The sequence below is a fragment of the Streptococcus sp. HMSC067A03 genome (assembly GCF_001814295.1).
Classification (GTDB): domain Bacteria; phylum Bacillota; class Bacilli; order Lactobacillales; family Streptococcaceae; genus Streptococcus; species Streptococcus constellatus.
Window position 1 is genome coordinate 61,334 of sequence record NZ_KV815639.1, and the last position, 24,217, is coordinate 85,550.

Below are 24,217 nucleotides of genomic sequence, written 5' to 3' on the forward strand. Positions count from 1 at the left end.
TTGATTATAAATTCCTTGAAAGAGCTAAAAATGAAAAAAATTGTAATTAATGGTGGTCGCCCCTTAAAGGGAGAGGTGACCATTAGCGGTGCTAAAAATAGCGTGGTTGCTTTAATTCCAGCGATAATTTTATCTGATGAAATTGTAACATTGGATTGTGTGCCAGATATTTCCGATGTTGTGAGTTTGATTGACATCATGGAAGCTATGGGAGCAAGCGTTGAGCGTCAAGACGATACACTGAAAATTGATCCTCGTGGGATAAAAAATATGCCTATGCCTTATGGTAAAATCAATAGCTTGCGTGCTTCTTATTACTTTTATGGTAGTTTGCTTGGACGCTATGGTGAAGCAACAGTTGGCTTGCCTGGTGGCTGTGATTTGGGGCCTCGACCGATTGATTTGCATATCAAAGCTTTTGAAGCTATGGGGGCTACTATGACCTATGAGGGAAATTCCATGAACCTTTCGACAGGTGGCGAGCGGCTTCATGGAGCTAGTATTTACATGGATACAGTAAGTGTCGGAGCGACTATTAATACCATGCTTGCAGCGGTAAAGGCAAAAGGGCGTACTGTTATTGAAAATGCGGCTCGTGAGCCTGAAATCATTGATGTAGCGACACTTTTAAATAATATGGGAGCCCACATCCGAGGGGCCGGTACTGACATTATTATCATTGAAGGTGTTGATCAACTCCATGGAACTCGTCACCAAGTTATTCCGGATCGAATTGAAGCAGGAACTTATATCTCAATGGCAGCGGCAATTGGTGAAGGAGTGCAAATCAATAATGTCCTTTATGAACACTTAGAGAGCTTTATTGCGAAATTAGAAGAAATGGGAGTCCGCATGACCGTTTCTGAAGATAGCGTGTATGTCGAAAAGCAGCATAATTTGAAAGCAATCAACATTAAGACTGCTCCTTATCCAGGCTTTGCTACAGACTTACAACAGCCCATTACGCCGCTTTTATTAACGGCTAAGGGACGTGGTTTGATTATTGATACGATTTATGAAAAGCGAGTAAATCATGTCGCTGAATTAGCAAAAATGACCGGTAAGATTTCAACAAGTGCCAATCATATTGCTTATGAAGGACCTAATCAATTGCAAGGGGCAGTCGTCAAAGCAACTGATTTGCGAGCAGGAGCAGCTCTTGTAATCGCAGGATTGCTAGCTCACGGAAAAACTGAGATTACAAATGTAGAATTTATTTTGCGTGGCTATTCAAATATTATTGAAAAGTTGACTAATTTAGGAGCAGATATTCAGCTGGTTGAAGAATAACTTTGAATAGTGTTGGCATGATGAAGTGGGATAGCTCAGTTGGTACGCCAGCTGAGCTTTATCTTCGAGGTAAGGTATGAATTTGTGGACAAAATTGGCAGAATTTGCCTTTATAGAAACAGAACATTTAGTATTGCGTCCCTTTTCCTTTATGGATAGTGAAGATTTTTATAAAATTGCCTCCAATCCTGAAAATCTACATTTCATTTTTCCTGCACAGGCTAATTTGCAAGAAAGTCAACATGTATTGGCTAATTATTTCATGAAATATCCTCTTGGAATTTGGGCGATCTGTGATAAAGATTCTGGGCAAATGATTGGTTCTGTTAAATTTGAAAAAATGGATGAAATCAGAGGCGAAGCAGAATTAGGTTATTTTCTTCACCAAGCTTATTGGAGACGCGGTTTGATGACTGAATGTGTCAAAAATATTATTTATCTTTCTTTTACACAATTTGGGTTTAAGAAGTTACGAATTGTCACTCATCTGGAAAATAAAGCTAGTCAACGAGTTGCTCAAAAGTCTGGTTTTCGGTTTGGTCGTCAATTTAGGGGAAGCGATCGTTATACACGTAAAATGCAGGATTATTTAGAGTTTTGCTATGAAAAAGGAGACTTTCATGAGTAAGCATCAAGAAATTATCACTTATTTAGAAGAATTACCAGTAGGAAAGCGTGTCAGTGTACGCAGTATCTCTAATTTTTTAGGAGTAAGTGAGGGAACTGCTTACCGTGCAATTAAAGAAGCAGAAAACCGTGGATTGGTTGAAACGCGTCCTCGTAGTGGCACGATTCGTGTAAAATCTCCTAGGGTGGAGCTAGAACATTTAACATATAAGGAAATTGCAGAAATTACAGGTTCTGAAGTCTTAGCTGGTCAGGATGGACTTGAAAAGGAATTCAGTAAATTCTCAATCGGAGCAATGACCGAAAAGAATCTCTTACGCTACTTAACGGAAGGAGGTCTCTTGATTATTGGAGACCGCACCCGTATTCAGTTATTAGCCTTGAAGCATGAAAATGCTGTGTTAGTGACAGGTGGTTTGGAAGTAAGCCGCGATGTTTTAAAATTAGCGAATCGCTTAAGCATTCCTGTTCTAAGATCACAACATGATACCTTTACAGTTGCGACAATCATCAATCGTGCATTGTCTAATATGCAGATTAAAACAGATATTTTAACAGTGGAGCAAGTGTATCGGGGGAGTCATGAATATGGATTCTTGAAAGATACTGATACCGTTCGTGATTTTATGGATTTGGTCCGGAAAAATCGCAACAGTCGTTTTCCTGTCGTTAATCAGCACAATATGGTAGTTGGTGTGGTAACAATGCGTGATGCTAGCGATAAATCACCTCACACTATTTTGGATAAAGTTATGACGAAAAATATCTATGCCGTCACTTTAAATACTAGTATTGCCAATGTTAGTCAGCGTATGATTACAGAAGATTTTGAAATGGTGCCAGTTATTCGCAACGATCAAACTCTGCTTGGAGTCATCACGCGTCGTGATGTCATGGAAAAAATGAGTCGCGACCAAGTCTCCAGCCTGCCCACTTTCAGCGATCAAGTCTCTCAAAAACTGCGTCACATTAATGATGAATTTACTTTTGTTGTAGAACCCTTTATGTTAGAAAATAACGGTGTCTTATCTAATGGTATTTTGACAGAAATTTTAACGACAGCAACGCATCAGTATGTGACATCTGGCAAGAACAATATTGTCATTGAGCAAATGACAATTTATTTCTTGCAAGCTGTTCAGATTGATGAAAGTTTGACACTTCGTCCAAGAATAGTTCGACAAACAAGGCATTCTGCCATTTTAGATTACGATATTTATTTAAAACTTCAATTGGTTGCAAAAGCGACCATTACAGTAAAGATAAACTAATACCTCAGATATTAAGGAGAAAGAATGATAACTTTAAAATCACAACGTGAAATTGATTTAATGGAAAAAAGCGGCGCATTTCTCGCCAGTATTCATATTGGTTTAAGGGATTTGATTAAGCCGGGCATTGACATGTGGGAAATTGAAGAATATGTCCGCAGACGTTGTAAGGAGGATAATGCTCTTCCGCTTCAGATTGGTGTGGAAGGCAGCATCATGGATTACCCTTATGCCACTTGCTGCTCATTGAATGATGAAGTGGCACATGCTTTTCCACGTCACAAAAAATTAGTTGAAGGTGACTTAATCAAAGTAGATATGGTCGTTGGCTTGGTTGATAAAGCTGAGTTAGATGTTTCTAAACTTGATTTCAATAATGTGGAACAAATGAAACACTATACGGAAAATTTCCGTGGAGGTGTGGCGGATTCTTGCTGGGCTTATGCAGTTGGTCAAGTGAGTGAAGAAGTACAACAATTGATGGAGGTTACAAAAGAATGCCTTTATCGTGGAATTGAAGCTGCTCAAGTTGGCAATCGGATTGGTGACATTGGTGCAGCGATTCAAGAATATGCGGAAAGTCATGGTTATGGTGTTGTTCGTGACTTAGTAGGACATGGTGTTGGACCAACTATGCACGAAGAGCCAATGGTGCCTCATTACGGACGTGCTGGACGTGGTTTACGTCTTCGTGAAGGAATGGTCTTGACAATTGAGCCGATGATTTCAACAGGCACTTGGGAGATTGACACAGATTTTGAGACGGGGTGGGCTCATAAAACGCTGGACGGTGGACTTTCTTGTCAATACGAACATCAATTTGTGATTACCAAAGATGGTCCTGTTATCTTGACCAGTCAAGGGGAAGAAGGAACGTATTAAAACTAGAAGTAGAATGAGGGGGCTTTTTGCTCCTTCTTCTATAGGGGATGAGATGAAGAAGTTGGTTTCTAGGATCGGACATAATCCATTTTTACAAGCTTTTTTTAAATTTTATCAGGCATCTGAGATTGATTTGACCAGCATTGCAGTGGCTTATTATTTGTTGATTTCAATTTTTCCATTGCTGTTAATTGTTGTGAATATATTGCCTTATTTTCAAATTCCAATAGCAGAATTTTTAGAAGCGATAGAAGATGTTCTGCCAGAGTCACTTTATGAAGTGATTGCAAAGGTCATTCGTAATGTATTAACCCAACCATCTTCTGGCTTGTTGAGCTTCTCCATTCTTTCGGCTTTATGGGCTTTTTCACAATCAATGTCTTTCTTGCAAAAAGCTTTTAATAAAGCTTATGGTGTCGCCAAAGATAGAGGACTCATTTCGCACAGATTGTTTAGTATAGTGATGAGTTTAGGATTACAGTTGCTCTTTGCTCTTTCTCTTTTGCTGACAATGTTTGGGCGAATGTCTCTTCGTCTGCTCCATAGTTTTTGGGGATTTGATAACCAGCTTTATACTAGTCTACAAAAGATGACGCAGCCAACCATTTACACTTTACTTTTTCTTTCTTTATTGATGTTGTATTACTTTTTACCTAATGTCAAAATCAAGAAAATTCGCTATGTACTACCAGGAACGGTTTTTGTAGTTCTTACAATTGGTGTATTGCTAAATTTGTTTTCCGTTTATTTGGACACTTATGTAAATCACTTAATGGATGTTCGATTTTTCAGTTCCATTTTTGTTGTGGTCGTGATGATTTGGTTTACTCTCATTGCTCAAATACTTATTATTGGCGCGATTCTAAATGCAAGTTATCAACGTTGTCACGAAAGTTCATTTGAAACAAGGCATAAACAATTGACCACACGACTCATTCAAAAAACAAAAAAATGAAAAAAGAAGATAAAACTTCTTTTTTTAATATCATTTTATTGCATTTACAACAAAAATAGTTTATAATAATTGGCGAAGGAGGGAATATGACTATTTTGCGGGAAATTGGAATTATTGCTCGAGCGCTGGATTCGATTGCGAATATTGAATTTCGTGATATTGATTTGGCACGTGGACAGTATTTGTATTTAGTCCGAATTGCTGAAAATCCAGGGATTATTCAGGAAGAGTTGTCTGAACTTTTAAAAGTAGATCGTTCAACGGTTGCCCGTTCTGTGAAGAAATTGGAGAAAAAAGGATTTTTAGAACAGAAGTCAGCACCTGATAACCGAAAAAACAAAGAATGGTTTGTTACAAAAAAAGGCGCGGCTCTCTATCCATTTATTTTAGCTGAAAATCAATATTCTGAGCAAACTTCATTGCAGGGATTTTCGATAGCAGAAGCAAAGCAGTTGGAGGAAATGTTGATTCGAGTTCGCGAAAATATCACGGGTGATTGGGATTCAGTAAAAAAAGGACAAAAAAGAAATTATGAAAGAGGTAGATGATGAAAGTTACAGTTGAAAATGAATTTTGGGAGTTATTTCCTCAAGCACAAATTAGTATTATGGTAGCTAAAGGATTGGATAATAGTGTTGATGAAAGTAAGGACCTTTATTTTAAATCCTTGTTAGACAAGGGAAGCAAACGAGCAGAAGATTTTATTTCTGATGAACCATTTACGCAAAATGAGGTTATTCAGGAATGGCGGCAGGCTTTTACCAAATTTAAAACTAAAAAAGGAGCCCGTTCTTCCATTGAAGCACTTTTAAAAAGAGTGAGTCAAGGTCGTGAGTTCAATCCAATCAATCCATTGGTGGATATTTATAATAGTGTTTCACTTTCTTATGCTGTGCCTTGTGGTGGTGAAGATATTGACAAAATTGAGGGAGGACTACATTTAGCTAAAGCGCAAGGTGGAGAATCTTTCTTTCCGCTTGGAGCGGAGACGGATGCACCAGCTCTTCCAGAAGAAATCATCTACCATGATGATGAAGGAGCGGTTTGTCGTTGTCTCAACTGGCGCGAAGCTAAGCGAACTATGCTGACAGAAGAAACCAGAGATGCAGTGCTAGTTATTGAAGCTGTCAATGAAGAACAAGCAAAACGTGCACAAGCTGCTATGCAAGAATTGCAATATTTGGTAGAAGATTATTTTGGTGTAAAAGGAGAAATCACTCACTTGACAATGGAGCATCCAAGTGTAGAAATTTAAGAATAAAAAAGAGCTTCGAAGCTCTTTGGGATTAAAAACAAGCCACCATTTTGAGTAGGTTTGTTTTTTATTTCTTTGATTTATTTTTAAATACAAAGATTTTACTGAAAACATAATTGAGCACAATAATAATAATTTGAGCAAGCAAAGTTTCAATAGTGTTGACCGTTTTAATGTCATTGTGGACAAATTGACCAATAATAGCAGGAAAAGTAGTAACGAAAACGAGTGTGAGTCCCATATCCAATAAAAAGGTAGAGAGTCGCGCAACAACAAACTTGATAAAACGAGAGAACCAACCCTTTCTTTCTTGTTTAAAAACAATCGTATCGTTTGTTACAAAAGCAAAGAGGATACCAGCGATATTTCCCAAAGCTGTAGCTAGCAATTCATTGCTTGTATAAGCGTAACAAAGCATACGAGTAAGAACAGCAACAACAGTTGTAGCAACACCAAAAAACAAATAAGACAAAATTTCATTCTCAAAAAAGTGTGTAATATATTTTTTCATATATTTACTCTATCATATTTAAAAAAATTGTGCTATACTTGAAAAGCTGTATTAATGTTCTCAATGCAGCCCTTGGCGCTTAGTTTCCTTTCGCCAAGCATATTATACGCGGTTATAGCCGCCAAAGGAGAAAACATGGAAAAATTTACTATTCGCGATATGGCTCAGATTGCTCTCGTTGCTGCGATTTATGTCGCTCTAACAATGACACCGCCCCTGAATGCTATTAGCTATGGTGCCTACCAATTTCGGATTTCTGAGATGATGAACTTTATGGCTTTTTATAAACCTAAGTACATCATTGGGGTCACACTGGGCTGTATGATTGCTAATTTGTTTAGTTTTGGAATCATTGATGTCTTTGTTGGTGGCGGATCAACCTTGGTCTTTTTGAGCTTGGGTGTGTATTTCTTTAGAAAATACATGAACGAATATTTGTTTAACGGATTGATCAATAAAGCTTTCTTTTATTTTGCGATTTTCTTTTCATTTTCAATGATTACAATTGCCGCAGAGTTATATTTTGTTGCGAAAGCCCCGTTTCTTTTTACATGGTTTACAACGGCAATTGGAGAGTTTGTTTCACTCATTATTGGTGGAATTTTAATGGACAAGCTAAATAAGCGGATTGACTTGGGGAAATAAATGCTTTGAATAGCAGACTAATAAAAAATCTGTCGAATCTTCGACAGATTTTTTATTAGTCTTGGAATTTAAATACAACAGAAGAGTCATATAGTTTCAAGATTTTTTCAAAAACAATTTTACTTGCAAGGGCTGCAAGGATTGGAACAATGAGCCATACAACAACTGCTAAAGCTATATTTAATCCTGCATCAATAGAGGCTAATGGTCCAACCAAACCTACGAGACCAAAACCTGCTGACTGAGCTGTTCCACTGACTGAGAAAAGAGCTACCGGGATAGCGGATATAACGGCTGTTGTCAAACACGGAACTAAAATAATTGGATATTTAAAGACGTTTGGCATCATCAATTTCATAGCTCCCAAAGCAATAGCTAAAGTCACCCCTGAATTATTCACTTTCCAAGAGTGAACAACTAAAGCAACGGCTGTAGCTGCCACGCCCATTGCTGAAGCTCCGGCTGAAATTCCATTTAATTGAATGGCTAAACCAATGGCAACGGTTGAGATTGGAGAAATGATAATAAAGGCAAATGAACAACAAATTAAAATCGACATCAATAGCGGTTGTAAGTGTGTAAATTCATTGATAACCACTCCAATGCCAGTTGTAATTTGTTTAACAAATGGCAAGAGCAGTAAGCCAATCAAGGCTGCACCTACCCCGACGACAATTGGCATAGCTACCACAGCTGTTGAACCAAATCGATCTTTGATTAACATAAGCATGCCAACTGCGATAGCTGCTGTTAACATGGTGTTAATTAGGTCTCCTGTGCCAGCTCCGACATATTTTCCAAGTTCAGTATTGAAAGTGACGACACCTGAAGCTACAAAAGCAGCTCCTGCAGTGACCATCATCTGCATGGGTTTAAATCCAAATTGCAAAGCGATTAACCCACCGATAATCAATGGTGTAGCTAATTGGAAGATAACAGCGATATGAATAATGGTCTGTGCAATTGGCACGGTGCTGAAATATTTTAAAATAGCTGATAAAACAGCGTTTGGAATTAAACCAATAATAACTCCTAATGCCGTTCCCGACAATACTTTATTGACAAAAATTTTTGTCGTCATCTTTTCTTGTGCTTGTGTTTCCATCTAATTTCCCTTTCTGTTTCCAAACTATTTAGCGCCTAATATTTGTTCTTTGCAGTGAACCAATTCTGTCAAGAAGGAGCAATATGGAGTTTGTATACCATACTTTTGACCTTTTCGTACGACAGCTCCGTTGATATAATCAATTTCTGTCAGACGATTATGCTCGTTCAAATCTTGATACATTGATGGGTGATGTAATCCGATTGTATCTCGATTGTAGCAATTTTTTTCGATGTAATCTACAGTTTCCTCAACATTCAAATCGACATTTTCATATTTTGCAACCGCCGCAAATTCATTGACAATGCGCTCAACAATTGTATGGGCGGGAGTGGTGTCACCGAAATCTGCCATATTAGAAAGTAAAATAGTGCATAAACCATTCATTGTCCCGTTTACACAGGCTTTTTTATAAATGGCGTGCAAGATATTTTCAGAATACTGTGCGTTCAATCCAGCAGAATTTAAGATTTCTACAATGTGATCAGCTGCTTGTTTCGCTTTTGAATCTGAAACGAGATTCTTCAGTGCAACAGTTCCGTTTCCGAATAACTTCACTCGACCTGGTCCTTCCATACCTGCTGTCCACATAGTATTTCCGATCATGATATGCTCTTTTGGAACATATTTTTCAATGATTTCTTCATGTCCAATTCCATTCAATAAACAAAGAACATTTGTGTGCTCTTTTATCAATGGCTGAATGTCTGTTAGCATTGCTTCTAACTGCATTGCTTTAGTAAATAGAATGATTAAATCACTGGACAAAGTTGGTTCTACTTCGTTTTGAAGATAAATTGGCAATTTCGCAACAAGCTCCTCGCCATTAAAATTAGCCTGCAAGCCATTTTTTTGGATAGCTTTTACATGGTCTGCCCAACCATCTACTAAAATGACCTTATGACCCGCTTGATGCAACATGAGACCAAACCGGCTGCCCATTGCACCTGCACCTGCAATTGTAATATTCACAATAAGATTCCTCCTCTATATTGTTTGGATTATTTCTTTATTAAAAGAAAATGAACTATATATATTTTACTTCTTTTATCTTTTTTTATCAATTAAATTTTGAATTTATAATTTTTGAAGTTGTAGGCTAGCTCTAGCTTTTTAACCAAAAAAATTCATTAAATTATTTGTAAAAATACAGCAGATTTTAGCTAGTAAATACTTATAATATTTAGACATCATTGTTTTTACGCTGTTTTATTTGATATGTCTAAATTTTTTATGATATTAACAGTAATAATCCTGTAGAATCGTATGTTTTATGATAAAATAGAAATATGAAAGACAGAATGTTAGAACTGGTGAATCTACTAAATCAATATGCGCATGAATATTATACAACTGATAATCCAAGCGTATCGGATAGTGAATATGATAGGTTATATCATGAATTGTTAGATTTAGAACAGCAATACCCAGAGCTCGTTCAGGCTGATAGCCCAACTCATCGTGTGGGTGGTAAGGTTTTAGAAGGGTTTGAAAAATACCAACATCAGTATCCGCTATATAGTTTGCAGGATGCTTTTTCACGTGAAGAGTTAGAGGCATTTGATGTACGGATTCGCAAAGATTTTCCAAAGGTGAGTTATCTGTGTGAGTTAAAAATTGATGGTCTCTCCATTTCTCTTATGTATGAAAATGGTATTTTGGTTGCAGGAGCCACTCGGGGAGATGGCTCCGTCGGAGAAAATATCACAGAAAATTTAAAAAGGGTGAAAGATATTCCGCTAACTTTGCCAACTGCTGTAAATTTGACAGTTCGTGGTGAATGTTACATGCCACGTAGTTCTTTTGACGCAGTGAATCAACTGCGTCAAGAAAATGGAGAGCCAGAATTTGCAAATCCGAGAAATGCAGCGGCAGGAACGCTGCGTCAGTTGGATACTGCAATTGTTGCCAAGCGAAATCTAGCAACTTTTCTTTATCAAGAAGCCAGTCCAACAGATGTGTCAACTCAAGAAGCTGTTTTAAATAAGTTATCTAAAAATGGCTTTAGCGTAAATGAACGGCATATTTTGGCATATTCGATGGATGAAGTATGGCGATTTATAGAGCAAATCAATCACGAACGTGCGCAATTGCCTTATGATATTGATGGTGTTGTCATCAAGGTAAATGATTTATCTGTTCAAGAAGAGCTCGGTTTTACCGTGAAAGCTCCTAAATGGGCGATTGCTTATAAATTTCCGGCGGAAGAAAAAGAAGCACAGCTTTTATCGGTTGATTGGACGGTTGGGCGAACTGGAGTGGTTACACCGACCGCTAATCTTACACCTGTGAAATTAGCAGGGACAACCGTCAGTCGAGCAACTCTGCACAATGTCGATTACATTGCTGAAAAAGATATTCGTAAAGACGATACAGTTATCGTTTATAAGGCGGGTGATATCATTCCAGCTGTTTTGCGAGTGGTTGAAAACAGGCGCCGATCAGAAGAGCAACTAGAGATTCCAACGAACTGTCCAAGTTGCAACAGCGAGCTGATTCACTTTGAAGATGAGGTGGCTTTGCGCTGTATCAATCCGCGCTGTCCTGCACAAATCAAAGAAGGTTTAATTCATTTTGCTAGTCGTGATGCCATGAATATCACAGGGCTTGGACCAGCAGTGGTGGAGAAATTATTTTCTCAGGAATTGGTGAAAGATGTGGCTGGCATTTACCACTTGACTGTCGAAGATTTGTTGCAATTGGAGAATATTAAGGAAAAATCAGCTAACAAGTTGTACTCTGCTATTCAAGCTTCTAAAGAAAATTCAGCAGAGAAATTACTATTTGGGCTGGGCATTCGCCATGTTGGAAGCAAAGCGAGTCAGATTTTGTTAGAGCATTTTCATGATTTGGAACAATTAGCAAAAGCAGAAAGAGAAGAAATTGTTGCACTGGATAGTCTAGGAATGGTGATTGCTGAAAGTTTGACTAGTTATTTTGCTCAGGAAGGATCGCAGATTCTACTGAGAGAATTGAAAGAAGCAGGGCTTAATCTAGCTTACTTAGGTGAAAAAGTTGCAGCAAACGCAGTTCTTTCTGGATTGACCGTTGTCTTAACAGGAAAATTAGAACGCTTGAATCGTTCAGAAGCAAAAGTAAAATTAGAAAGTTTAGGTGCAAAGGTGACGAGCTCTGTTTCTAAAAAAACGAGTTTAGTCGTTGCTGGAGCAGATGCAGGAAGTAAATTAATAAAAGCTCAAGAGTTAGGCATTGACATTCGTGATGAATCTTGGCTTGAGAGCTTGTAGAGGTTTGTATGGAAACAGCTAGAAAAAGAGCACGATTGATTTATAATCCGACCTCTGGTCAGGAAATTATTAAAAAAAATATCGCAGAAGTTTTAGACGTTTTAGAAGATGTGGGTTATGAAACAAGTGCTTATCAGACAACGCCCGCTCCTTTATCAGCTCAAAACGAAGCAGAGAGAGCGGCTAAAGCAGGATTTGATTTAATTGTGGCAGCTGGTGGCGATGGAACAATTAACGAAGTGGTTAATGGCGTGGCACCGTTGGAAAACCGTCCTAAGTTGGCGTTTATTCCTACTGGTACAACCAATGATTATGCGCGTGCTCTCAAAATTCCAATGGGAGATCCAGTAGCAGCTGCTCGGATTATTGAAAAAGATCAAACCATAAAAATGGATATTGGTCAGGCTTATGGGGAAAAATATTTCATCAATATCGCTGCGGCAGGGACTTTGACAGAATTAACATATAGTGTTCCAAGTGAAGTAAAATCGCGCCTTGGTTATCTTGCTTATGTAGCCAAGGGAGCGGAAATGCTGCCAAAATCTAAATTACGTAAAGTACATATTGAGCACGACCACGGTGTGTTTGAAGGCAAGGTCTCTTTAATCTTTGTTGCCTTAACCAATTCAATCGGTGGTTTTGAAAAATTAGCGCCAGATACGGTGTTAGATGACGGAAATTTCACCTTGATTTTAGTGAAAACTGCTCGCTTATTTGATATGCTGGGCTTAATGATTCAAGCCATCAATGGCGGACAGCATGTGACTGATGCGAATGTAGAATATTTAAAAACAAGTAAATTAAAATTAGAAGTTTTAGATAAAAAAGCACCATTTATGTTGAATTTGGATGGTGAATATGGTGGAGACACTCCTGTTGAGTTAGAAGTTCTTCATAACCATTTAGAATTTTTTGCAAATATTGATGAGATTAGCGATAGCGCTTTGTCATTAGAAAATAAAAATAATCAGGAGAATTAGATGTTAGACTATCGTGTCTTAATTCATTACCACAATCAGTTAGACAATTATGCTGCTTACAATATGTGGAAGTGGCAAATGAATCAATGGGGAGAGGAGGCTTCTTTTTTTCAGAGAGATGACTTTGGCATTCAAGGGAATTTATCGTATAAGAGTAATCAGGCTTTGGGATATGTACATGTCATTGTAAAAACAATCGATTGGTCTCACCAGTCGGTTGATTATTCCATTCAGTTATTACCTCCTCATCTGGTGACGGAAATTTGGATTATTGAAGGAGACAGTCAAGTTTATTATTCCCGACAAGCTGCTATGACTAGTCCGTATTATGCAAAGCAAGATCCCCATGCTTTTGATATGGCATTAGATAGCAAACGTTTTGATCAACATTGGGGCTATCAAGGTTGGCTAGGTTGTCGGTATGATGGTAAAAAAGCTGAATTTAAACTTTGGGCACCTACTGCAAAAAAAGTTCAATTAGTGGTGTATAAGAATGGTAGTAACCACTCGAAAATCTGGAAAGTTTATGACTTACAAAGAGGGAAAAATTTTTCAAAAGATCATTCTGAAAATACAATCGGAATTTGGTCTCGAGTGATTTCAGATGATCTAGCAGATAGAGCTTATCAGTACCAATTAGAGTTTGAACATCACAAAACATTGACGCGTGACCCATACGCCGAAGCAACAACTGAAGACGGGAAACGCTCTGTCATTTTGTCACCTACAGAGCGAAATCCAAAACATTTTCAAGTGAAACAAGGCCAACAAGCGACTTGGCGTTTGGATAATCCTTGTCAGGCAGTTATTTATGAAATGCATGTGCGAGATTTGACAAAGTCTAGTAGTTCTGGTGTATCTAAAAAATACCGAGGTACCTTTTTAGGTGCTTGTCAAAAAGGAACTAAAAATCGATCTGGTCAAGCGACGGGATTTGATTATATCCAATCTTTAGGTATCAATGTTGTACAATTGCAGCCAATCTCTGATCGACACAAAGAGTATGATTGGCATGGAAATGTGACCTACAATTGGGGGTATGATCCACAAAATTACAATGCTCCAGAAACGAGTTTTTCAACAAATCCAACAAAGCCATCTCAAGGCATGCGGGACTTAAAAACAATGATTCAAGCCTATCACGATGCAGACATTTCCGTGGTGATAGACGTTGTCTACAACCATATTTATTCTACCTATGATTCTTCTTTTCAAGCCACAATGCCCGATTATTATTATCGAATGAATCCAGATGGCTCTTTCCAAAACGGAACAGGTGTAGGGAGCGAGACAGCTAGTGAGCACGAGATGTTCCGGAAATATATGATTGATTCGCTCCTTTATTGGGTAAAAGAGTATAATATTGACGGTTTTCGTTTTGATTTGATGGGAATTCATGACATTGAAACCATGCGTCAGATTCGAGAAGCGTTAGATGAGATTGATCCGAGAATCCTGACTTATGGAGAAGGCTGGGACATGGGAACAGGATTACTTCCTCTTGATAAAGCTAAGAAAGATAATGCTTTTGAATTGTCAAATATCGGATTTTTCAATGATACTGAACGTGATGCGATTAAAGGAGCAGAGGTCTACGGTGGCTTAAAAGCTGGTTTTGTCAGTGGAGAGGCAACAGAGGCTATTATTGCGAAAGCAATATTAGGAAGCAATGAGTTAGGGACTTATCTGACGCCAAACCAAGTTGTGAACTATGTAGAAGCGCATGATAATTATAATTTGCATGACTTGTTAGTGGAACTACACCCAGATGATGATGACTTGACTCGTACTAAACGGATTGAATTAGCGACTGCGATGAATCTGCTGTTGCAAGGTATGAGTTTTATGGAACTAGGACAGGAATTTTCACGTAGCAAGCTAATAGCAACTGGAGAAAATGGTCAAACTATTCAGGAAGATCATGAGCGTGCTATGAATAGTTATAACGCTCCTGACACTGTCAATCAGGTAAATTGGGATTTGATAGCTGATCACCAAGAAAGTATTGACTACATCAAAAAGATTATCCATTTAAAAACTATGACAAAAGAATTTTCTTATCAACATTACGAAGACATTTACCAGCACGTCTTTGTGCACTCAGCTCATACAGGAAGTGGAGTTGTCATTTTTGAAGTGAAAGATGAGAAATATTATCTCATTATTTTCAATGCAAGCGGTCAAAGTTACAACATTGAAGATATTGGCAATTTGAGACTTGTAGCTGGAAATAGTCGTCAAGTTAGTGATTCTTTTGTTGAAGATTTGACAGCGACAGTCTTTGAAGTTGTAGAGTGGTAAATTTAAAGATGTCAAGTTTTTTTCTTGACACCTATTCTTACTTGTGATATGATAGAGTACATTGGTAATAGCTCTGCTATACCTAAAAATAAAAAGAGAAAAGAGAAAATTTAAAAATGGCAGTTAAAATTCGTTTAACTCGTATGGGTTCTAAGAAAAAACCTTACTATCGTATTAACGTAGCAGATTCACGTTCACCACGTGATGGACGTTTCATTGAAACAATCGGAACTTATAATCCACTTGTTGCTGAAAACCAAGTTACCTTGAAAGAAGATCGTGTTCTTGACTGGTTGTCGAAAGGTGCTCAACCTTCTGATACAGTTCGTAACATTCTTTCAAAAGCTGGTGTGATGAAGAAATTTCACGATTCAAAATACTCTAAATAACAGAATTGCAGGTTGACTATGGACACGATTGAAAATCTTATTATTGCAATAGTGAAACCTTTGATTTCACAACCAGATGCTTTAACTATCAAGATTGAAGATACACCAGAATTTTTGGAATATCATTTGGATCTTGATCCTAGCGATGTTGGACGTGTAATTGGTCGTAAAGGTCGCACAATTTCTGCGATAAGAACGATTGTTTACTCTGTTCCAACCGAAGATAAAAAAGTTAGAATTGTTATTGATGAAAAATAAAATAGAGCCACTTAGGCTCTATTTTTGGAAATCTATACTTAAAATGACTTGTGTATGTTTTACATTAGAAAACCTAAGTTTTCTAATGCTTTTTCGATATAATCTAAATCTTGCTGCGAATCGGCTTCAACCAAATGATAATGAATACCATCTGTCAATTCAGATAAACCTCGAAAATTACTTTCATGAATTTGTTGGATAAAATGTTGGACATCTCTGCGACAAGTTAATTTCAGATACGTTTGGATTTCCCCATAAACGGGATGCTCCACCATAATATTTTGGACTCGTCCGCCATTGTCTACGATTGCTAACAATTCTGTTTCGATATCTTCAATTGTGTGCTTGACTTTAAAAAGCTGGTGGTAATATTTAACAGTATCGTTCATTTTGTAAATATAACCCCGATTTGTGCTAATAATAGGAGCACCATCAGCTCGAAGAACGGCAATATCTTGAACAATAATTTGGCGCGTAACATTGAATTTTTCTGCTAGAATTTGACCATTTAAAGGAGTTTCCGCATTTTTTAAAAGTTGTAATAAATCAGTTCTTCTTTTTTTTATCATAAATTCATTGTAGAATAAATCCGTTAAATATTCAAGGTTTAACGGATTTTTTGTAGAGTCTTATAAATAAATTGTGCAATGATAAAGTCAACGATGCTATGAATAATTGTTCCAACACCTACGAGAATGAAGAGAAGGTAAAACATATTTTCTGGAAAAGAAGTAGAGGCGTAAAAGATGAGACAAGCAAGAACTTCAGCAATCGCGTGAACGAAAGCAAGAATAATATTTAGTATCCAAGTTTGAATTGGTTTATCTAAAGTTTTAGGATATTTTCTAAGGTAAAGAGCACCTAACAATCCGAAGAAGAGATGAGATAAGGCACGAAGAACAATAACAATAGGATAACCAGCTGCTAAGAATCCAAAGGTGGAACCTAGAATAACGACTAAAGTCATCAAAGGAGAGATAAACATGGCTAAAAAGATAGGGACATGGCTTGCTAACGTATAAGAAGCGGGTGGAATAATAATTTTTACAGGCATAATCATAGGAATGACAATAGCTAGCGCTGTCAAAAGAGCTGTGAGAGTTATAAATTGGTTTTTTGTTTTTGGTTTCATAATCCCCTCCATTTACTGTATACACATAAGTATATTTTACTGTTTTTACAGATAATGTCAAGAGAAAATTTTGATAAAGTAAACAAAATTCTTAAATAGTAGGTACTATGTTTGTTAGAATATTAATAAGAGGAGAAAACTATGATAGATATGTTGGAACAGCCAGAGTATATTGCTATTCATTCTTCCTTACGTTTGCGAAAGTATGATGGACAAGCTCATCTAGCTTTTTCTTGGTATCAGAATCCTGATGTAATCCGTTTGATTGATGGTAGTAGAGAGCCTTATACACTTCAGCGAATCAAGAAAATGTATGACTATCTTACTCAGCATGGAGAAGTGTATTTTATTGAGATTCTGATAAATGAAAATTGGATGCCAATTGGTGATGTAAGTTTTTGGCAAGAGGATATGCCTATTGTTATTGGTAACTCAGATTATCGTGGTCATGGAATCGGGAAGACCGTTGTTCAAGCATTAATTGAACGTGGACGTCAGCTGGGCTATGAACGTTTGTATGTTCGAGAAATTTATGATTACAATACTGCTTCTAAAAAGATGTTTGAATCGGTAGGATTTTATCCCATAGAAAAGACTGAAAAAGGACATCGCTATGCTTTGGATTTACTGCTTCCTTTATCAGCTATTCAACCAAGTCAATTTTATCTTTCAGAAGAGAAACTAAAGCAGGTTCAGACATGGTTTGATACAAAGAACATAAGTAGTTTAAAACCCTTGCCAATTAAGCGCTTCCAAGACAAAATCTTTTTTACTGATGGACACAGTAGAGCATTTATAGCTTATCAAGCTGGTTTTGAAGAGATTCCAGTTTATGCAGAAAAAGACGATTTGAATTGGGAGTTCTATTCCTATTGTCTTCAAGTTTGTGACAAAATAGGTATTGCTACAATAAAAGATTTAGAAAATCGAATTTTGTCTGTGTCGGATTACAAGAAAAATTGGTTAGATTGGTGTCAACGAGTCGCAAAGAAGTTTGAGGAATAAATAAAGATTGTGTTATAATGGTCAAGAAAACTGTTTCATATAGAAGAGGTCAAAAATGATTTATGAATTTTGTGCAGAAAATGTGACTAATTTGGAAAAAGCCATGCAGGCTGGTGCTCGACGAATTGAACTTTGCGATAATCTAGCAGTTGGCGGAACAACGCCTAGTTACGGTGTCATAAAAGCAGCTGTTGAGCTAGCAAAACCTTACAATGTGACCGTTATGACGATGATTCGTCCACGCGGGGGAGACTTTGTATACAATGACTTGGAAATGGAAATCATGCTAGAAGACATTCAAATGGCGCGTAGCGCTGGGACACACGGACTTGTTTTTGGTGTTTTGACAACTGCTAATAAAATTGATTATCCAAAAATGGAAAAATTATTAAAAGCCTCGCAAGGGCTGGAAGTCGTCTTTCACATGGCTTTTGACGCTACTCCAAGAGAACATCAATTTAGTGAAATGGACTGGCTAATGGAACATAGCGTGAAACGGATTCTAACTCACGGTGGACTGGCAGAAGAGCCGATTCAAGAGCATTTTTCTTGGTTATATGAATTGATAAATCATGCAGCTGGTCGGATTGATATTTTACCAGGAGGCGGTATTACGGTTGATAATCGTGATGAAATTGTTGCAAAGCTCGGCGTCAATCAACTTCATGGTACCAAAATTGTATTTTAGAAAGTGAAGATCATGTTAGACTTATTTGAGAAATATCAAGCAAATCCAGAAAAATTACAGGTATTTGGTTTTGAAAAAAGAGGAGAAGAGTTTGTTTATTCTCAGGAAATAATGAATGGTGATTTTCTGTTACAGCTAAAACTTCAGGGTGAGAAGCTGGACTATCAAGTGTTTGACCAAGAGACTGGTGATGAATACGTGCAAGTCAAAATGAGGACTATGACAGGTGAATTTGTCGGTCAAGTCCGTGAAGCTTGTCAGAAGATTTTTTTGATGATTCGAGCTAATTGTTTTGAGGAAGTTGGCTTTCTTTATGAACAGAGCAGCCGCTTGCAGGATTATGTAGCGAAGACCTATGGCGGACGACTGGAATATCTCTGGGAGAGTTCTTCAAAAAATGGCAATCTTCATGCTGGTGTTTTTCGACATCAGGATACTAAAAAATGGTATGGGGCCTTTCTGACTACAGATTGGTCTAAGTTTGAAGCAGATCGAAGTGGTATTATTGAGATACTTAATATTAAGAATGAACATGTGGTAGAGCTAATTCAGAGAAAGGGGATCTACCCAGCCTTTCACATGAACAAAAAATATTGGCTTAGCCTGCCCTTGGATGATACTTTAACAGATATAGAACTTTTTGCTCTTTTGGACGAAAGTTTTACATTAACCAAAAAGAAATGAGAAACACAGTTAGCTTGCACTGACTGTGTTTTATTTTTACGAGTGATTGTACAAAATAGTGTATAATGGTAATCAGCAATAATTGAGGAGAGAATATGAATCTTATCAGAAAATTAGGTTGGTTTTTCAGGCTAGAGAGAAAGCGATATATAATTGGAATTCTAGCCTTGTCTTTGGTTAGTGTTTTTAATTTAATCCCCCCTAGAGTAATTGGTGTGGTAATTGACCGTATTGCTAGTCGAAATCTAACATCAAACCAATTAGTTTTAAATCTTTCGGTTTTGCTTGCTTCAGCTTTTATCATGTATGGACTGCGTTATCTTTGGCGGCTATATATTTTTGGTACAGCAAATCATTTGGGAAGACTGTTGCGTTCTCGGCTTTTTGAGCATTTTACTAAAATGTCTCCGTCTTTTTATCAAAAATATCGAACAGGAGACTTGATGGCGCATGCAACAAATGATATTAATGCAGTTGTGAGCGTGGCAGGTGGAGGCGTTATGTCGGCAGTAGATGCCACTATCACAGCTCTGGTAACGCTGTTGACTATGTTTTTTGTTTTAGACTGGCGCCTGACTTTGATTGCCACCTTACCATTGCCATTTCTTTCTTGGGGAACGAGTCTAATTGGGCGAAAAAATCATGAGAGTTTTAAGGCAGCCCAAGAAGCTTTTTCTGATTTGAACAATAAGGTGCAGGAAAGTGTTTCGGGAATTAAAGTGACTAAATCATTTGGCTATCAAACAGCAGAAAGTCAATCTTTTGCAAAAATAAATCAGGATGTCTATGAAAAAAATATTCTAGCTGCAAAATACAATTCTCTCTTTGATCCTATGGTGTTGATTTTCATCGGCTTATCTTATGCTTTAACCTTGATTTTTGGTGGACTGTTCATCTCTAGAGGACAATTTACAGTTGGAGAATTAGTAACATTTATCACTTATCTGGATATGTTAGTGTGGCCTTTGCAGGCAATGGGTTATCTTTTTAATATTAGCCAGAGGGGGGCAGTTTCTTATGAGCGGATTGAGCGACTGTTAGCAGAAAAATCTGATGTCAAAGAGACAAAAAAACCAGTTTCCCCTATCCAAAACGGTCGTTTGGTCTATAACATTAAATGTTTTTCTTATAAGGAAACAGCAACTTTGTCCAATATTCACTTTTCGTTAGAAAAAGGGCAAACGTTAGGAATCGTCGGACAAACAGGTTCTGGTAAGACGACACTTTTGCGCTTACTGATGAGAGAGCAAGATATTCAAGATGGTGCTATTTATCTGAATGATCATGATATTCGAGAGTATAGATTAAAGGATTTGCGGAGTTTGACTGGTTATGTACCACAGGAGCAGATTCTTTTTGCAATGTCAATTATAGATAATATTCGATTTGCAAATCCAAGTCTATCAGATGATGAAGTGATTCAAAGTAGTAAGCTGTGTGGTCTTTATGAAGATATTGTTGCCATGCCAGAAGGTTTTCATACGATTGTTGGTGAGAGAGGTGTGTCTCTTTCAGGGGGACAAAAGCAACGTTTAGCAATGAGTCGAGCACTTGTTCTTAAACCAGATATTTTAATATTGGACGACTCTTTATCTGCTGTTGATGCTAAAACAGAACACTTGATTTTGAAAAACCTCAAAACAGAAAGAGACGACAAAACAACTATTATTACCGCCCACAGACTGTCAGCGGTTGTTCATGCTGATTTGATTTTAGTGATGGAAAATGGACGAATTAAAGAACGGGGTACTCACCAAGAATTATTAACTCAAAATGGTTGGTATGCACAAACTTATCATAAACAACAATTGGCAGAAAATCTAAAAGAGGATCGATAATGAGAAAACAAGTAACCTTTTATCGCCTTCTAACTTATATGTGGCGTTATAAATGGATTAGCATTTTGGCGCTCGTTTTCATCTTTGCGACAACCTTGGTAACGACAACTTTGCCACTTTTAGCTCGCTATTTCATTGACCATTTTATTAGTCGTTATCAGATTATGACAGGTTTTTATGTTCTGATTATGTACTATGCTCTTTTTCTTTTGCGAGTGTTATTTACTTTCTTGGGACAATATTCTTTTGCCCGTGTGGCACATAGCATTGTTCGCGATTTGCGTCAAGAAAGTTTTGAAAATATTGAGCATTTAGGGATGGTCTATTTTGATCAGACCCCAGCAGGAGCGATTGTCTCCCGTTTGACAAATGATACACAAGCAGTAGCGGATATGTTTAGTAGTATCTTTTCAAGTTTTTTAAGCTCTGTTTTTATTCTTGTTGTAACATTGGTGACGATGTTTAGCTTGAATTGGCGATTGACAGGTCTTATTGTACTCTTTTTACCAGTCATGTTAAGTTCCATTTTGCTTTATCAACGCTTATCTAATCGTCTCCTCAAGCTTGTCAGAAGTAAACTAAGCGATTTGAATGTTAAACTTTCTGAAAGTATTGAGGGAATGCGTATTATTCAGGCATTTGGTCAGGAAAATCGATTAATAAAAGAATTTGAAACTATTAACAGCGAGCATTTGGATTATACAGTTCGCTATCTTAATATTAATAGCCTTTTTCTGCGGCCAGCCATGTCTTTGTTGAAAATTTTAGCTTATGCGGTCATTTTAGCTTATTTTGGTTTTACTTGGCAAATTGCAGGAGTAACAGCCGGAGTTATGTATGCCTTTGTCCAATATGTCAATCAGCTTTTTAATCCTTTGATTGATTTGATGCAGAATTATTCTGTTTTGCAAACATCTATAGTAGCTGCAGGCCGCGTTTTTGAAATCATGGACTGTAAAGATTATGAACCGAAGCAAACCAATTTACCGCTAGAGATTACAGATGGAAAGATTGAATTTCGGCATGTTTCCTTTTCATATGATGGCAAGCATGATATTCTTAAGGATATCTCATTTTCAGTCAAACAAGGGGAGACAATTGCTTTTGTCGGTGCAACGGGCTCAGGCAAGTCTTCTATCATCAATCTCTTTCTGCGTTTTTATGAATTTGAAAGAGGAGAAATTTTAATTGATAATCAAAACATTAAGGATTACGGCCAAGCTGAACTGCGTCGCAATGTTGGATTAGTTCTTCAAGACCCATTCCTTTATCATGGTACCATTGCTTCTAATATCAAAATGTATCAAGAAAATCTAGGCCGAGAAGAGATTATAGACGCTGCTAAATTTGTTGACGCGCACGACTTTATCAGTCGGCTACCTGCAAACTACGATAGCCCGGTGACAGAGAGAGGGGCGACTTTTTCGAGTGGTCAAAGACAATTGCTAGCTTTCGCTAGAACAATTGCAAGCAAACCTAAAATCTTAATTTTGGATGAAGCAACCGCCAATATTGATTCAGAAACCGAAGAACTGATTCAGGCTTCGCTGAGAAAAATGCGTCAAGGACGAACGACTATTGCCATCGCTCACCGCCTGTCCACTATTCAGGATGCTAACTGTATTTATGTGATGGAGCAAGGCCGAATTATCGAATCAGGCACTCACGAGGAACTCTTAACTCTCAACGGTACTTATTATAAAATGTACCAACTTCAAGCAGGTATGATGGGAGAGGAGTGATTTCTTAGAAAAAAGGAGCTTCGGCTCCTTTTATAAATATTTATTTAAATGTTGTAAGGTTTTTTCTAGATTTTCATATCTAATTTTTGCGTATTGATAAGGACAATCATGTATGTAACTTGATTCAAAAAAATCCAAAGATAGATTGCTGTGTTTGAAAGAGCTGACAGATTTAAGTCCACGTAGATCCAGTAAGATACCATCCCTATTGAGAAAGTAGGAAAGTTTGAGTTGATTTTCACTTAAAAGTTTTTTAGCTCTCATTACTTCTTTTTCTTGTTTATTGAGAAGAAAAAGACGATTTTTCTCAAACATAAGATTATCAATGTAAAGAGATAGGGCTTTTTGCATGATGAGATTGCTATCGTAGTCTACTGCTTTCTTATAAGCAATGAAAGCCGATTGAATATCCGATGGCAGTAGTAGAGCTGTTATTCGTAAGGCGGGAAAAAGACTGGCAGAAAAAGATTTGATATAAATGACATGTTGGCTGTCGTCCAAGTAATGAAAGGTCAACTCATGTTTGCTGTCAAAGTCAGCTAAATAATCATCTTCTACGATATAAACATCATAAAGCTGAGCAAGACGAATGATTTCCTCTTTTTCTTTTCGGTTGTAAGAATGTCCTAAAGGGTAGTGAAAGCGTGGAATGGTATAGAAAAACTTGATATGACCCGTTCGGAAAATCCATTCCAATTCTTCTAAATCAATTCCTTCCGGAGTCCGTTCAATCGTTTGATAAGGAAGTTTTTGGGCAGTTAGCAAATCGTTTATTCGATGATAAGTCGGCTGCTCAACTAAAATTTCATGTTTTTCGTTTGGAAAGACAATTTGTGACAGAATATAAAGAGCTTGCTGGGTACCAGAGGTTAGAACCAGTTTGTCGGCAGATGTGTAAACAGCTGAATCGAGAAGCAGTTGCTGAACCGACTGACGCAAGTCCTCCAACCCTTCCTGCTGTGAATAGTAGTTAAAAAGATAATTTTCTCGTCCAATCAGTGTTTCATTGAGACAAATTCGAAAATCTTCATAAATTTGGTGGCGGTCATCCCTGACAGATAATTCCATATATTGCTGATCTTCCAGACTATTTTCTAAGACATAGTAGCCACTCTTGGGAACAGCATAGATGTATTTTTGATATTTTAATTCCATTAGTGCCTTCTGGGCTGTATCTTTGCTACAATGATACTTATCTGCTAACTTACGAATAGAAGGAATCTTCTGCCCCTTGAGCAATTTCCCATTTTGAATATCTTGACGAATCCGATCTACGATACATTGATATTTAGATTTTGGCATCTTAACTGTCCCCATACAGAAGAAATTTTCTTTATTGTAGCGTATTTTGAAATCTTTTACAATCAGGAAATGATAGTTTGTGTTGTATAAGATTGTCCTGTGGATTACT

The 24,217-nt window shown here is 37.3% G+C and carries 24 protein-coding genes and 1 riboswitch; of the genes, 18 read left to right on the top strand and 6 right to left on the bottom strand.

The window, feature by feature from the left end; genetic code table 11:
- The first annotated feature begins 30 nt into the window (after positions 1–30).
- The 7 genes from HMPREF2963_RS00320 (at position 31) to HMPREF2963_RS00350 (ending at position 6,280) form a co-directional block, all read left to right on the top strand.
- Positions 31–1,290, top strand: a complete 1,260-nt coding sequence (locus HMPREF2963_RS00320; RefSeq protein ID WP_070667947.1) for a UDP-N-acetylglucosamine 1-carboxyvinyltransferase — start codon at positions 31–33, stop codon at positions 1,288–1,290.
- Positions 1,291–1,366: 76 nt separating this feature from the next.
- Positions 1,367–1,918, top strand: coding sequence for a GNAT family N-acetyltransferase (locus tag HMPREF2963_RS00325; RefSeq protein ID WP_070667949.1), 552 nt, complete (start codon positions 1,367–1,369; stop codon positions 1,916–1,918).
- The gene (gene spxR, locus HMPREF2963_RS00330; RefSeq protein WP_039677069.1) at positions 1,911–3,188 is read left to right on the top strand and encodes a CBS-HotDog domain-containing transcription factor SpxR; all 1,278 of its coding nucleotides are present in this window, start codon (positions 1,911–1,913) and stop codon (positions 3,186–3,188) included. The genes HMPREF2963_RS00325 and spxR overlap by 8 nt, the downstream gene beginning before the upstream one ends.
- Positions 3,189–3,212: 24 nt before the next feature.
- Positions 3,213–4,070 carry a methionyl aminopeptidase gene (locus HMPREF2963_RS00335; protein WP_003034526.1) on the top strand — a complete coding sequence of 286 codons (858 nt, stop codon included), beginning with the start codon at positions 3,213–3,215 and terminating at the stop codon, positions 4,068–4,070.
- A gap of 52 nt (positions 4,071–4,122) precedes the next feature.
- Positions 4,123–5,025, top strand: coding sequence for a YihY/virulence factor BrkB family protein (locus tag HMPREF2963_RS00340; RefSeq protein ID WP_048800426.1), 903 nt, complete (start codon positions 4,123–4,125; stop codon positions 5,023–5,025).
- A gap of 86 nt (positions 5,026–5,111) precedes the next feature.
- Positions 5,112–5,573 carry a MarR family winged helix-turn-helix transcriptional regulator gene (locus tag HMPREF2963_RS00345; RefSeq protein ID WP_020997766.1) on the top strand — a complete coding sequence of 154 codons (462 nt, stop codon included), beginning with the start codon at positions 5,112–5,114 and terminating at the stop codon, positions 5,571–5,573.
- Positions 5,573–6,280: a B3/B4 domain-containing protein gene (locus tag HMPREF2963_RS00350; protein WP_037597073.1), complete on the top strand. Its 708-nt coding sequence runs from the start codon at positions 5,573–5,575 to the stop codon at positions 6,278–6,280. Before HMPREF2963_RS00345 ends, HMPREF2963_RS00350 begins: the two co-directional genes overlap by 1 nt.
- Positions 6,281–6,347: 67 nt before the next feature.
- Here HMPREF2963_RS00350 and HMPREF2963_RS00355 read toward each other — a convergent pair whose 3' ends face one another.
- Positions 6,348–6,791 carry a GtrA family protein gene (locus tag HMPREF2963_RS00355; RefSeq protein ID WP_039677071.1) on the bottom strand — a complete coding sequence of 148 codons (444 nt, stop codon included), beginning with the start codon at positions 6,789–6,791 and terminating at the stop codon, positions 6,348–6,350.
- A gap of 28 nt (positions 6,792–6,819) precedes the next feature.
- A riboswitch (PreQ1 riboswitch) is annotated at positions 6,820–6,929 on the top strand.
- Between HMPREF2963_RS00355 and HMPREF2963_RS00360 the strand changes: the two genes are divergently transcribed.
- The gene (locus tag HMPREF2963_RS00360; RefSeq protein ID WP_003034511.1) at positions 6,927–7,436 is read left to right on the top strand and encodes a QueT transporter family protein; all 510 of its coding nucleotides are present in this window, start codon (positions 6,927–6,929) and stop codon (positions 7,434–7,436) included. (Overlaps the previous riboswitch by 3 nt.)
- Positions 7,437–7,491: 55 nt before the next feature.
- Here HMPREF2963_RS00360 and HMPREF2963_RS00365 read toward each other — a convergent pair whose 3' ends face one another.
- Positions 7,492–8,541 carry a PTS sugar transporter subunit IIC gene (locus HMPREF2963_RS00365; RefSeq protein WP_070667951.1) on the bottom strand — a complete coding sequence of 350 codons (1,050 nt, stop codon included), beginning with the start codon at positions 8,539–8,541 and terminating at the stop codon, positions 7,492–7,494.
- A 24-nt stretch (positions 8,542–8,565) separates the two neighbouring features.
- Positions 8,566–9,513, bottom strand: a complete 948-nt coding sequence (locus tag HMPREF2963_RS00370; RefSeq protein ID WP_070667953.1) for a 2-dehydropantoate 2-reductase — start codon at positions 9,511–9,513, stop codon at positions 8,566–8,568.
- Between the two features lie 317 nt (positions 9,514–9,830).
- Here HMPREF2963_RS00370 and ligA point away from each other — a divergent pair, with 317 nt between their 5' ends.
- The 5 genes from ligA to kphA all read left to right on the top strand — a co-directional run bounded on the left by ligA (position 9,831) and on the right by kphA (position 15,717).
- Positions 9,831–11,789 (top strand): NAD-dependent DNA ligase LigA, encoded by a 1,959-nt coding sequence (gene ligA / locus HMPREF2963_RS00375; protein ID WP_070667955.1) that lies wholly within the window; start codon positions 9,831–9,833, stop codon positions 11,787–11,789.
- An 8-nt stretch (positions 11,790–11,797) separates the two neighbouring features.
- Positions 11,798–12,769: a diacylglycerol kinase family lipid kinase gene (locus HMPREF2963_RS00380; RefSeq protein WP_070667957.1), complete on the top strand. Its 972-nt coding sequence runs from the start codon at positions 11,798–11,800 to the stop codon at positions 12,767–12,769.
- Entirely contained in the window at positions 12,770–15,070 is a 2,301-nt protein-coding gene (pulA, locus tag HMPREF2963_RS00385; protein WP_070667959.1) for a type I pullulanase, read from the top strand. It abuts the gene before it with no gap.
- A gap of 116 nt (positions 15,071–15,186) precedes the next feature.
- Positions 15,187–15,459, top strand: coding sequence for a 30S ribosomal protein S16 (gene rpsP / locus HMPREF2963_RS00390; RefSeq protein WP_003034395.1), 273 nt, complete (start codon positions 15,187–15,189; stop codon positions 15,457–15,459).
- 18 nt (positions 15,460–15,477) lie between these two features.
- Positions 15,478–15,717: an RNA-binding protein KphA gene (kphA, locus tag HMPREF2963_RS00395; protein WP_003001620.1), complete on the top strand. Its 240-nt coding sequence runs from the start codon at positions 15,478–15,480 to the stop codon at positions 15,715–15,717.
- 59 nt (positions 15,718–15,776) lie between these two features.
- On the opposite strand, the gene HMPREF2963_RS00400 is transcribed toward kphA, so the two are convergent.
- Both HMPREF2963_RS00400 and HMPREF2963_RS00405 read right to left on the bottom strand, forming a co-directional pair.
- The gene (locus tag HMPREF2963_RS00400; protein ID WP_006269552.1) at positions 15,777–16,286 is read right to left on the bottom strand and encodes a transcription repressor NadR; all 510 of its coding nucleotides are present in this window, start codon (positions 16,284–16,286) and stop codon (positions 15,777–15,779) included.
- A 38-nt stretch (positions 16,287–16,324) separates the two neighbouring features.
- Positions 16,325–16,849, bottom strand: a complete 525-nt coding sequence (locus tag HMPREF2963_RS00405) for an ECF transporter S component (protein WP_003034468.1) — start codon at positions 16,847–16,849, stop codon at positions 16,325–16,327.
- 141 nt (positions 16,850–16,990) lie between these two features.
- On the opposite strand from HMPREF2963_RS00405, the gene HMPREF2963_RS00410 reads away from it, so the two are divergent.
- The 5 genes from HMPREF2963_RS00410 (at position 16,991) to HMPREF2963_RS00430 (ending at position 22,806) form a co-directional block, all read left to right on the top strand.
- Complete coding sequence (locus HMPREF2963_RS00410) at positions 16,991–17,854, top strand: GNAT family N-acetyltransferase (RefSeq protein WP_003034555.1); 864 nt, start codon at positions 16,991–16,993, stop codon at positions 17,852–17,854.
- Between the two features lie 55 nt (positions 17,855–17,909).
- Positions 17,910–18,542 carry a copper homeostasis protein CutC gene (locus tag HMPREF2963_RS00415; RefSeq protein ID WP_003024673.1) on the top strand — a complete coding sequence of 211 codons (633 nt, stop codon included), beginning with the start codon at positions 17,910–17,912 and terminating at the stop codon, positions 18,540–18,542.
- 12 nt (positions 18,543–18,554) lie between these two features.
- Positions 18,555–19,226 (top strand): MmcQ/YjbR family DNA-binding protein, encoded by a 672-nt coding sequence (locus tag HMPREF2963_RS00420; protein WP_070667961.1) that lies wholly within the window; start codon positions 18,555–18,557, stop codon positions 19,224–19,226.
- Positions 19,227–19,321: 95 nt separating this feature from the next.
- Complete coding sequence (locus tag HMPREF2963_RS00425) at positions 19,322–21,064, top strand: ABC transporter ATP-binding protein (RefSeq protein WP_070667963.1); 1,743 nt, start codon at positions 19,322–19,324, stop codon at positions 21,062–21,064.
- Positions 21,064–22,806 carry an ABC transporter ATP-binding protein gene (locus tag HMPREF2963_RS00430; protein ID WP_070667965.1) on the top strand — a complete coding sequence of 581 codons (1,743 nt, stop codon included), beginning with the start codon at positions 21,064–21,066 and terminating at the stop codon, positions 22,804–22,806. Before HMPREF2963_RS00425 ends, HMPREF2963_RS00430 begins: the two co-directional genes overlap by 1 nt.
- Before the next feature lie 30 nt (positions 22,807–22,836).
- Here the strand turns inward: HMPREF2963_RS00430 and HMPREF2963_RS00435 are convergent, their stop codons facing one another.
- Positions 22,837–24,108 (bottom strand): aminotransferase-like domain-containing protein, encoded by a 1,272-nt coding sequence (locus tag HMPREF2963_RS00435; RefSeq protein ID WP_083312512.1) that lies wholly within the window; start codon positions 24,106–24,108, stop codon positions 22,837–22,839.
- Between the last annotated feature and the right edge of the window lie 109 nt (positions 24,109–24,217).

What these genes read in the sequence shown, in the direction of transcription:
- HMPREF2963_RS00365 (WP_070667951.1), bottom strand. Translation starts at nt 8,541, where the DNA reads ATGGAAACACAAGCACAAGAAAAGATGACGACAAAAATTTTTGTCAAT.
- HMPREF2963_RS00325 (WP_070667949.1), top strand. Translation starts at nt 1,367, where the DNA reads ATGAATTTGTGGACAAAATTGGCAGAATTTGCCTTTATAGAAACAGAA.
- HMPREF2963_RS00350 (WP_037597073.1), top strand. Translation starts at nt 5,573, where the DNA reads ATGAAAGTTACAGTTGAAAATGAATTTTGGGAGTTATTTCCTCAAGCA.
- HMPREF2963_RS00320 (WP_070667947.1), top strand. Translation starts at nt 31, where the DNA reads ATGAAAAAAATTGTAATTAATGGTGGTCGCCCCTTAAAGGGAGAGGTG.
- HMPREF2963_RS00420 (WP_070667961.1), top strand. Translation starts at nt 18,555, where the DNA reads ATGTTAGACTTATTTGAGAAATATCAAGCAAATCCAGAAAAATTACAG.
- HMPREF2963_RS00400 (WP_006269552.1), bottom strand. Translation starts at nt 16,286, where the DNA reads ATGATAAAAAAAAGAAGAACTGATTTATTACAACTTTTAAAAAATGCG.
- HMPREF2963_RS00335 (WP_003034526.1), top strand. Translation starts at nt 3,213, where the DNA reads ATGATAACTTTAAAATCACAACGTGAAATTGATTTAATGGAAAAAAGC.
- HMPREF2963_RS00425 (WP_070667963.1), top strand. Translation starts at nt 19,322, where the DNA reads ATGAATCTTATCAGAAAATTAGGTTGGTTTTTCAGGCTAGAGAGAAAG.
- HMPREF2963_RS00360 (WP_003034511.1), top strand. Translation starts at nt 6,927, where the DNA reads ATGGAAAAATTTACTATTCGCGATATGGCTCAGATTGCTCTCGTTGCT.
- HMPREF2963_RS00410 (WP_003034555.1), top strand. Translation starts at nt 16,991, where the DNA reads ATGATAGATATGTTGGAACAGCCAGAGTATATTGCTATTCATTCTTCC.
- HMPREF2963_RS00435 (WP_083312512.1), bottom strand. Translation starts at nt 24,108, where the DNA reads ATGCCAAAATCTAAATATCAATGTATCGTAGATCGGATTCGTCAAGAT.
- ligA (WP_070667955.1), top strand. Translation starts at nt 9,831, where the DNA reads ATGAAAGACAGAATGTTAGAACTGGTGAATCTACTAAATCAATATGCG.
- rpsP (WP_003034395.1), top strand. Translation starts at nt 15,187, where the DNA reads ATGGCAGTTAAAATTCGTTTAACTCGTATGGGTTCTAAGAAAAAACCT.
- HMPREF2963_RS00430 (WP_070667965.1), top strand. Translation starts at nt 21,064, where the DNA reads ATGAGAAAACAAGTAACCTTTTATCGCCTTCTAACTTATATGTGGCGT.
- HMPREF2963_RS00355 (WP_039677071.1), bottom strand. Translation starts at nt 6,791, where the DNA reads ATGAAAAAATATATTACACACTTTTTTGAGAATGAAATTTTGTCTTAT.
- HMPREF2963_RS00405 (WP_003034468.1), bottom strand. Translation starts at nt 16,849, where the DNA reads ATGAAACCAAAAACAAAAAACCAATTTATAACTCTCACAGCTCTTTTG.
- HMPREF2963_RS00415 (WP_003024673.1), top strand. Translation starts at nt 17,910, where the DNA reads ATGATTTATGAATTTTGTGCAGAAAATGTGACTAATTTGGAAAAAGCC.
- pulA (WP_070667959.1), top strand. Translation starts at nt 12,770, where the DNA reads ATGTTAGACTATCGTGTCTTAATTCATTACCACAATCAGTTAGACAAT.
- HMPREF2963_RS00345 (WP_020997766.1), top strand. Translation starts at nt 5,112, where the DNA reads ATGACTATTTTGCGGGAAATTGGAATTATTGCTCGAGCGCTGGATTCG.
- HMPREF2963_RS00340 (WP_048800426.1), top strand. Translation starts at nt 4,123, where the DNA reads ATGAAGAAGTTGGTTTCTAGGATCGGACATAATCCATTTTTACAAGCT.
- kphA (WP_003001620.1), top strand. Translation starts at nt 15,478, where the DNA reads ATGGACACGATTGAAAATCTTATTATTGCAATAGTGAAACCTTTGATT.
- spxR (WP_039677069.1), top strand. Translation starts at nt 1,911, where the DNA reads ATGAGTAAGCATCAAGAAATTATCACTTATTTAGAAGAATTACCAGTA.
- HMPREF2963_RS00380 (WP_070667957.1), top strand. Translation starts at nt 11,798, where the DNA reads ATGGAAACAGCTAGAAAAAGAGCACGATTGATTTATAATCCGACCTCT.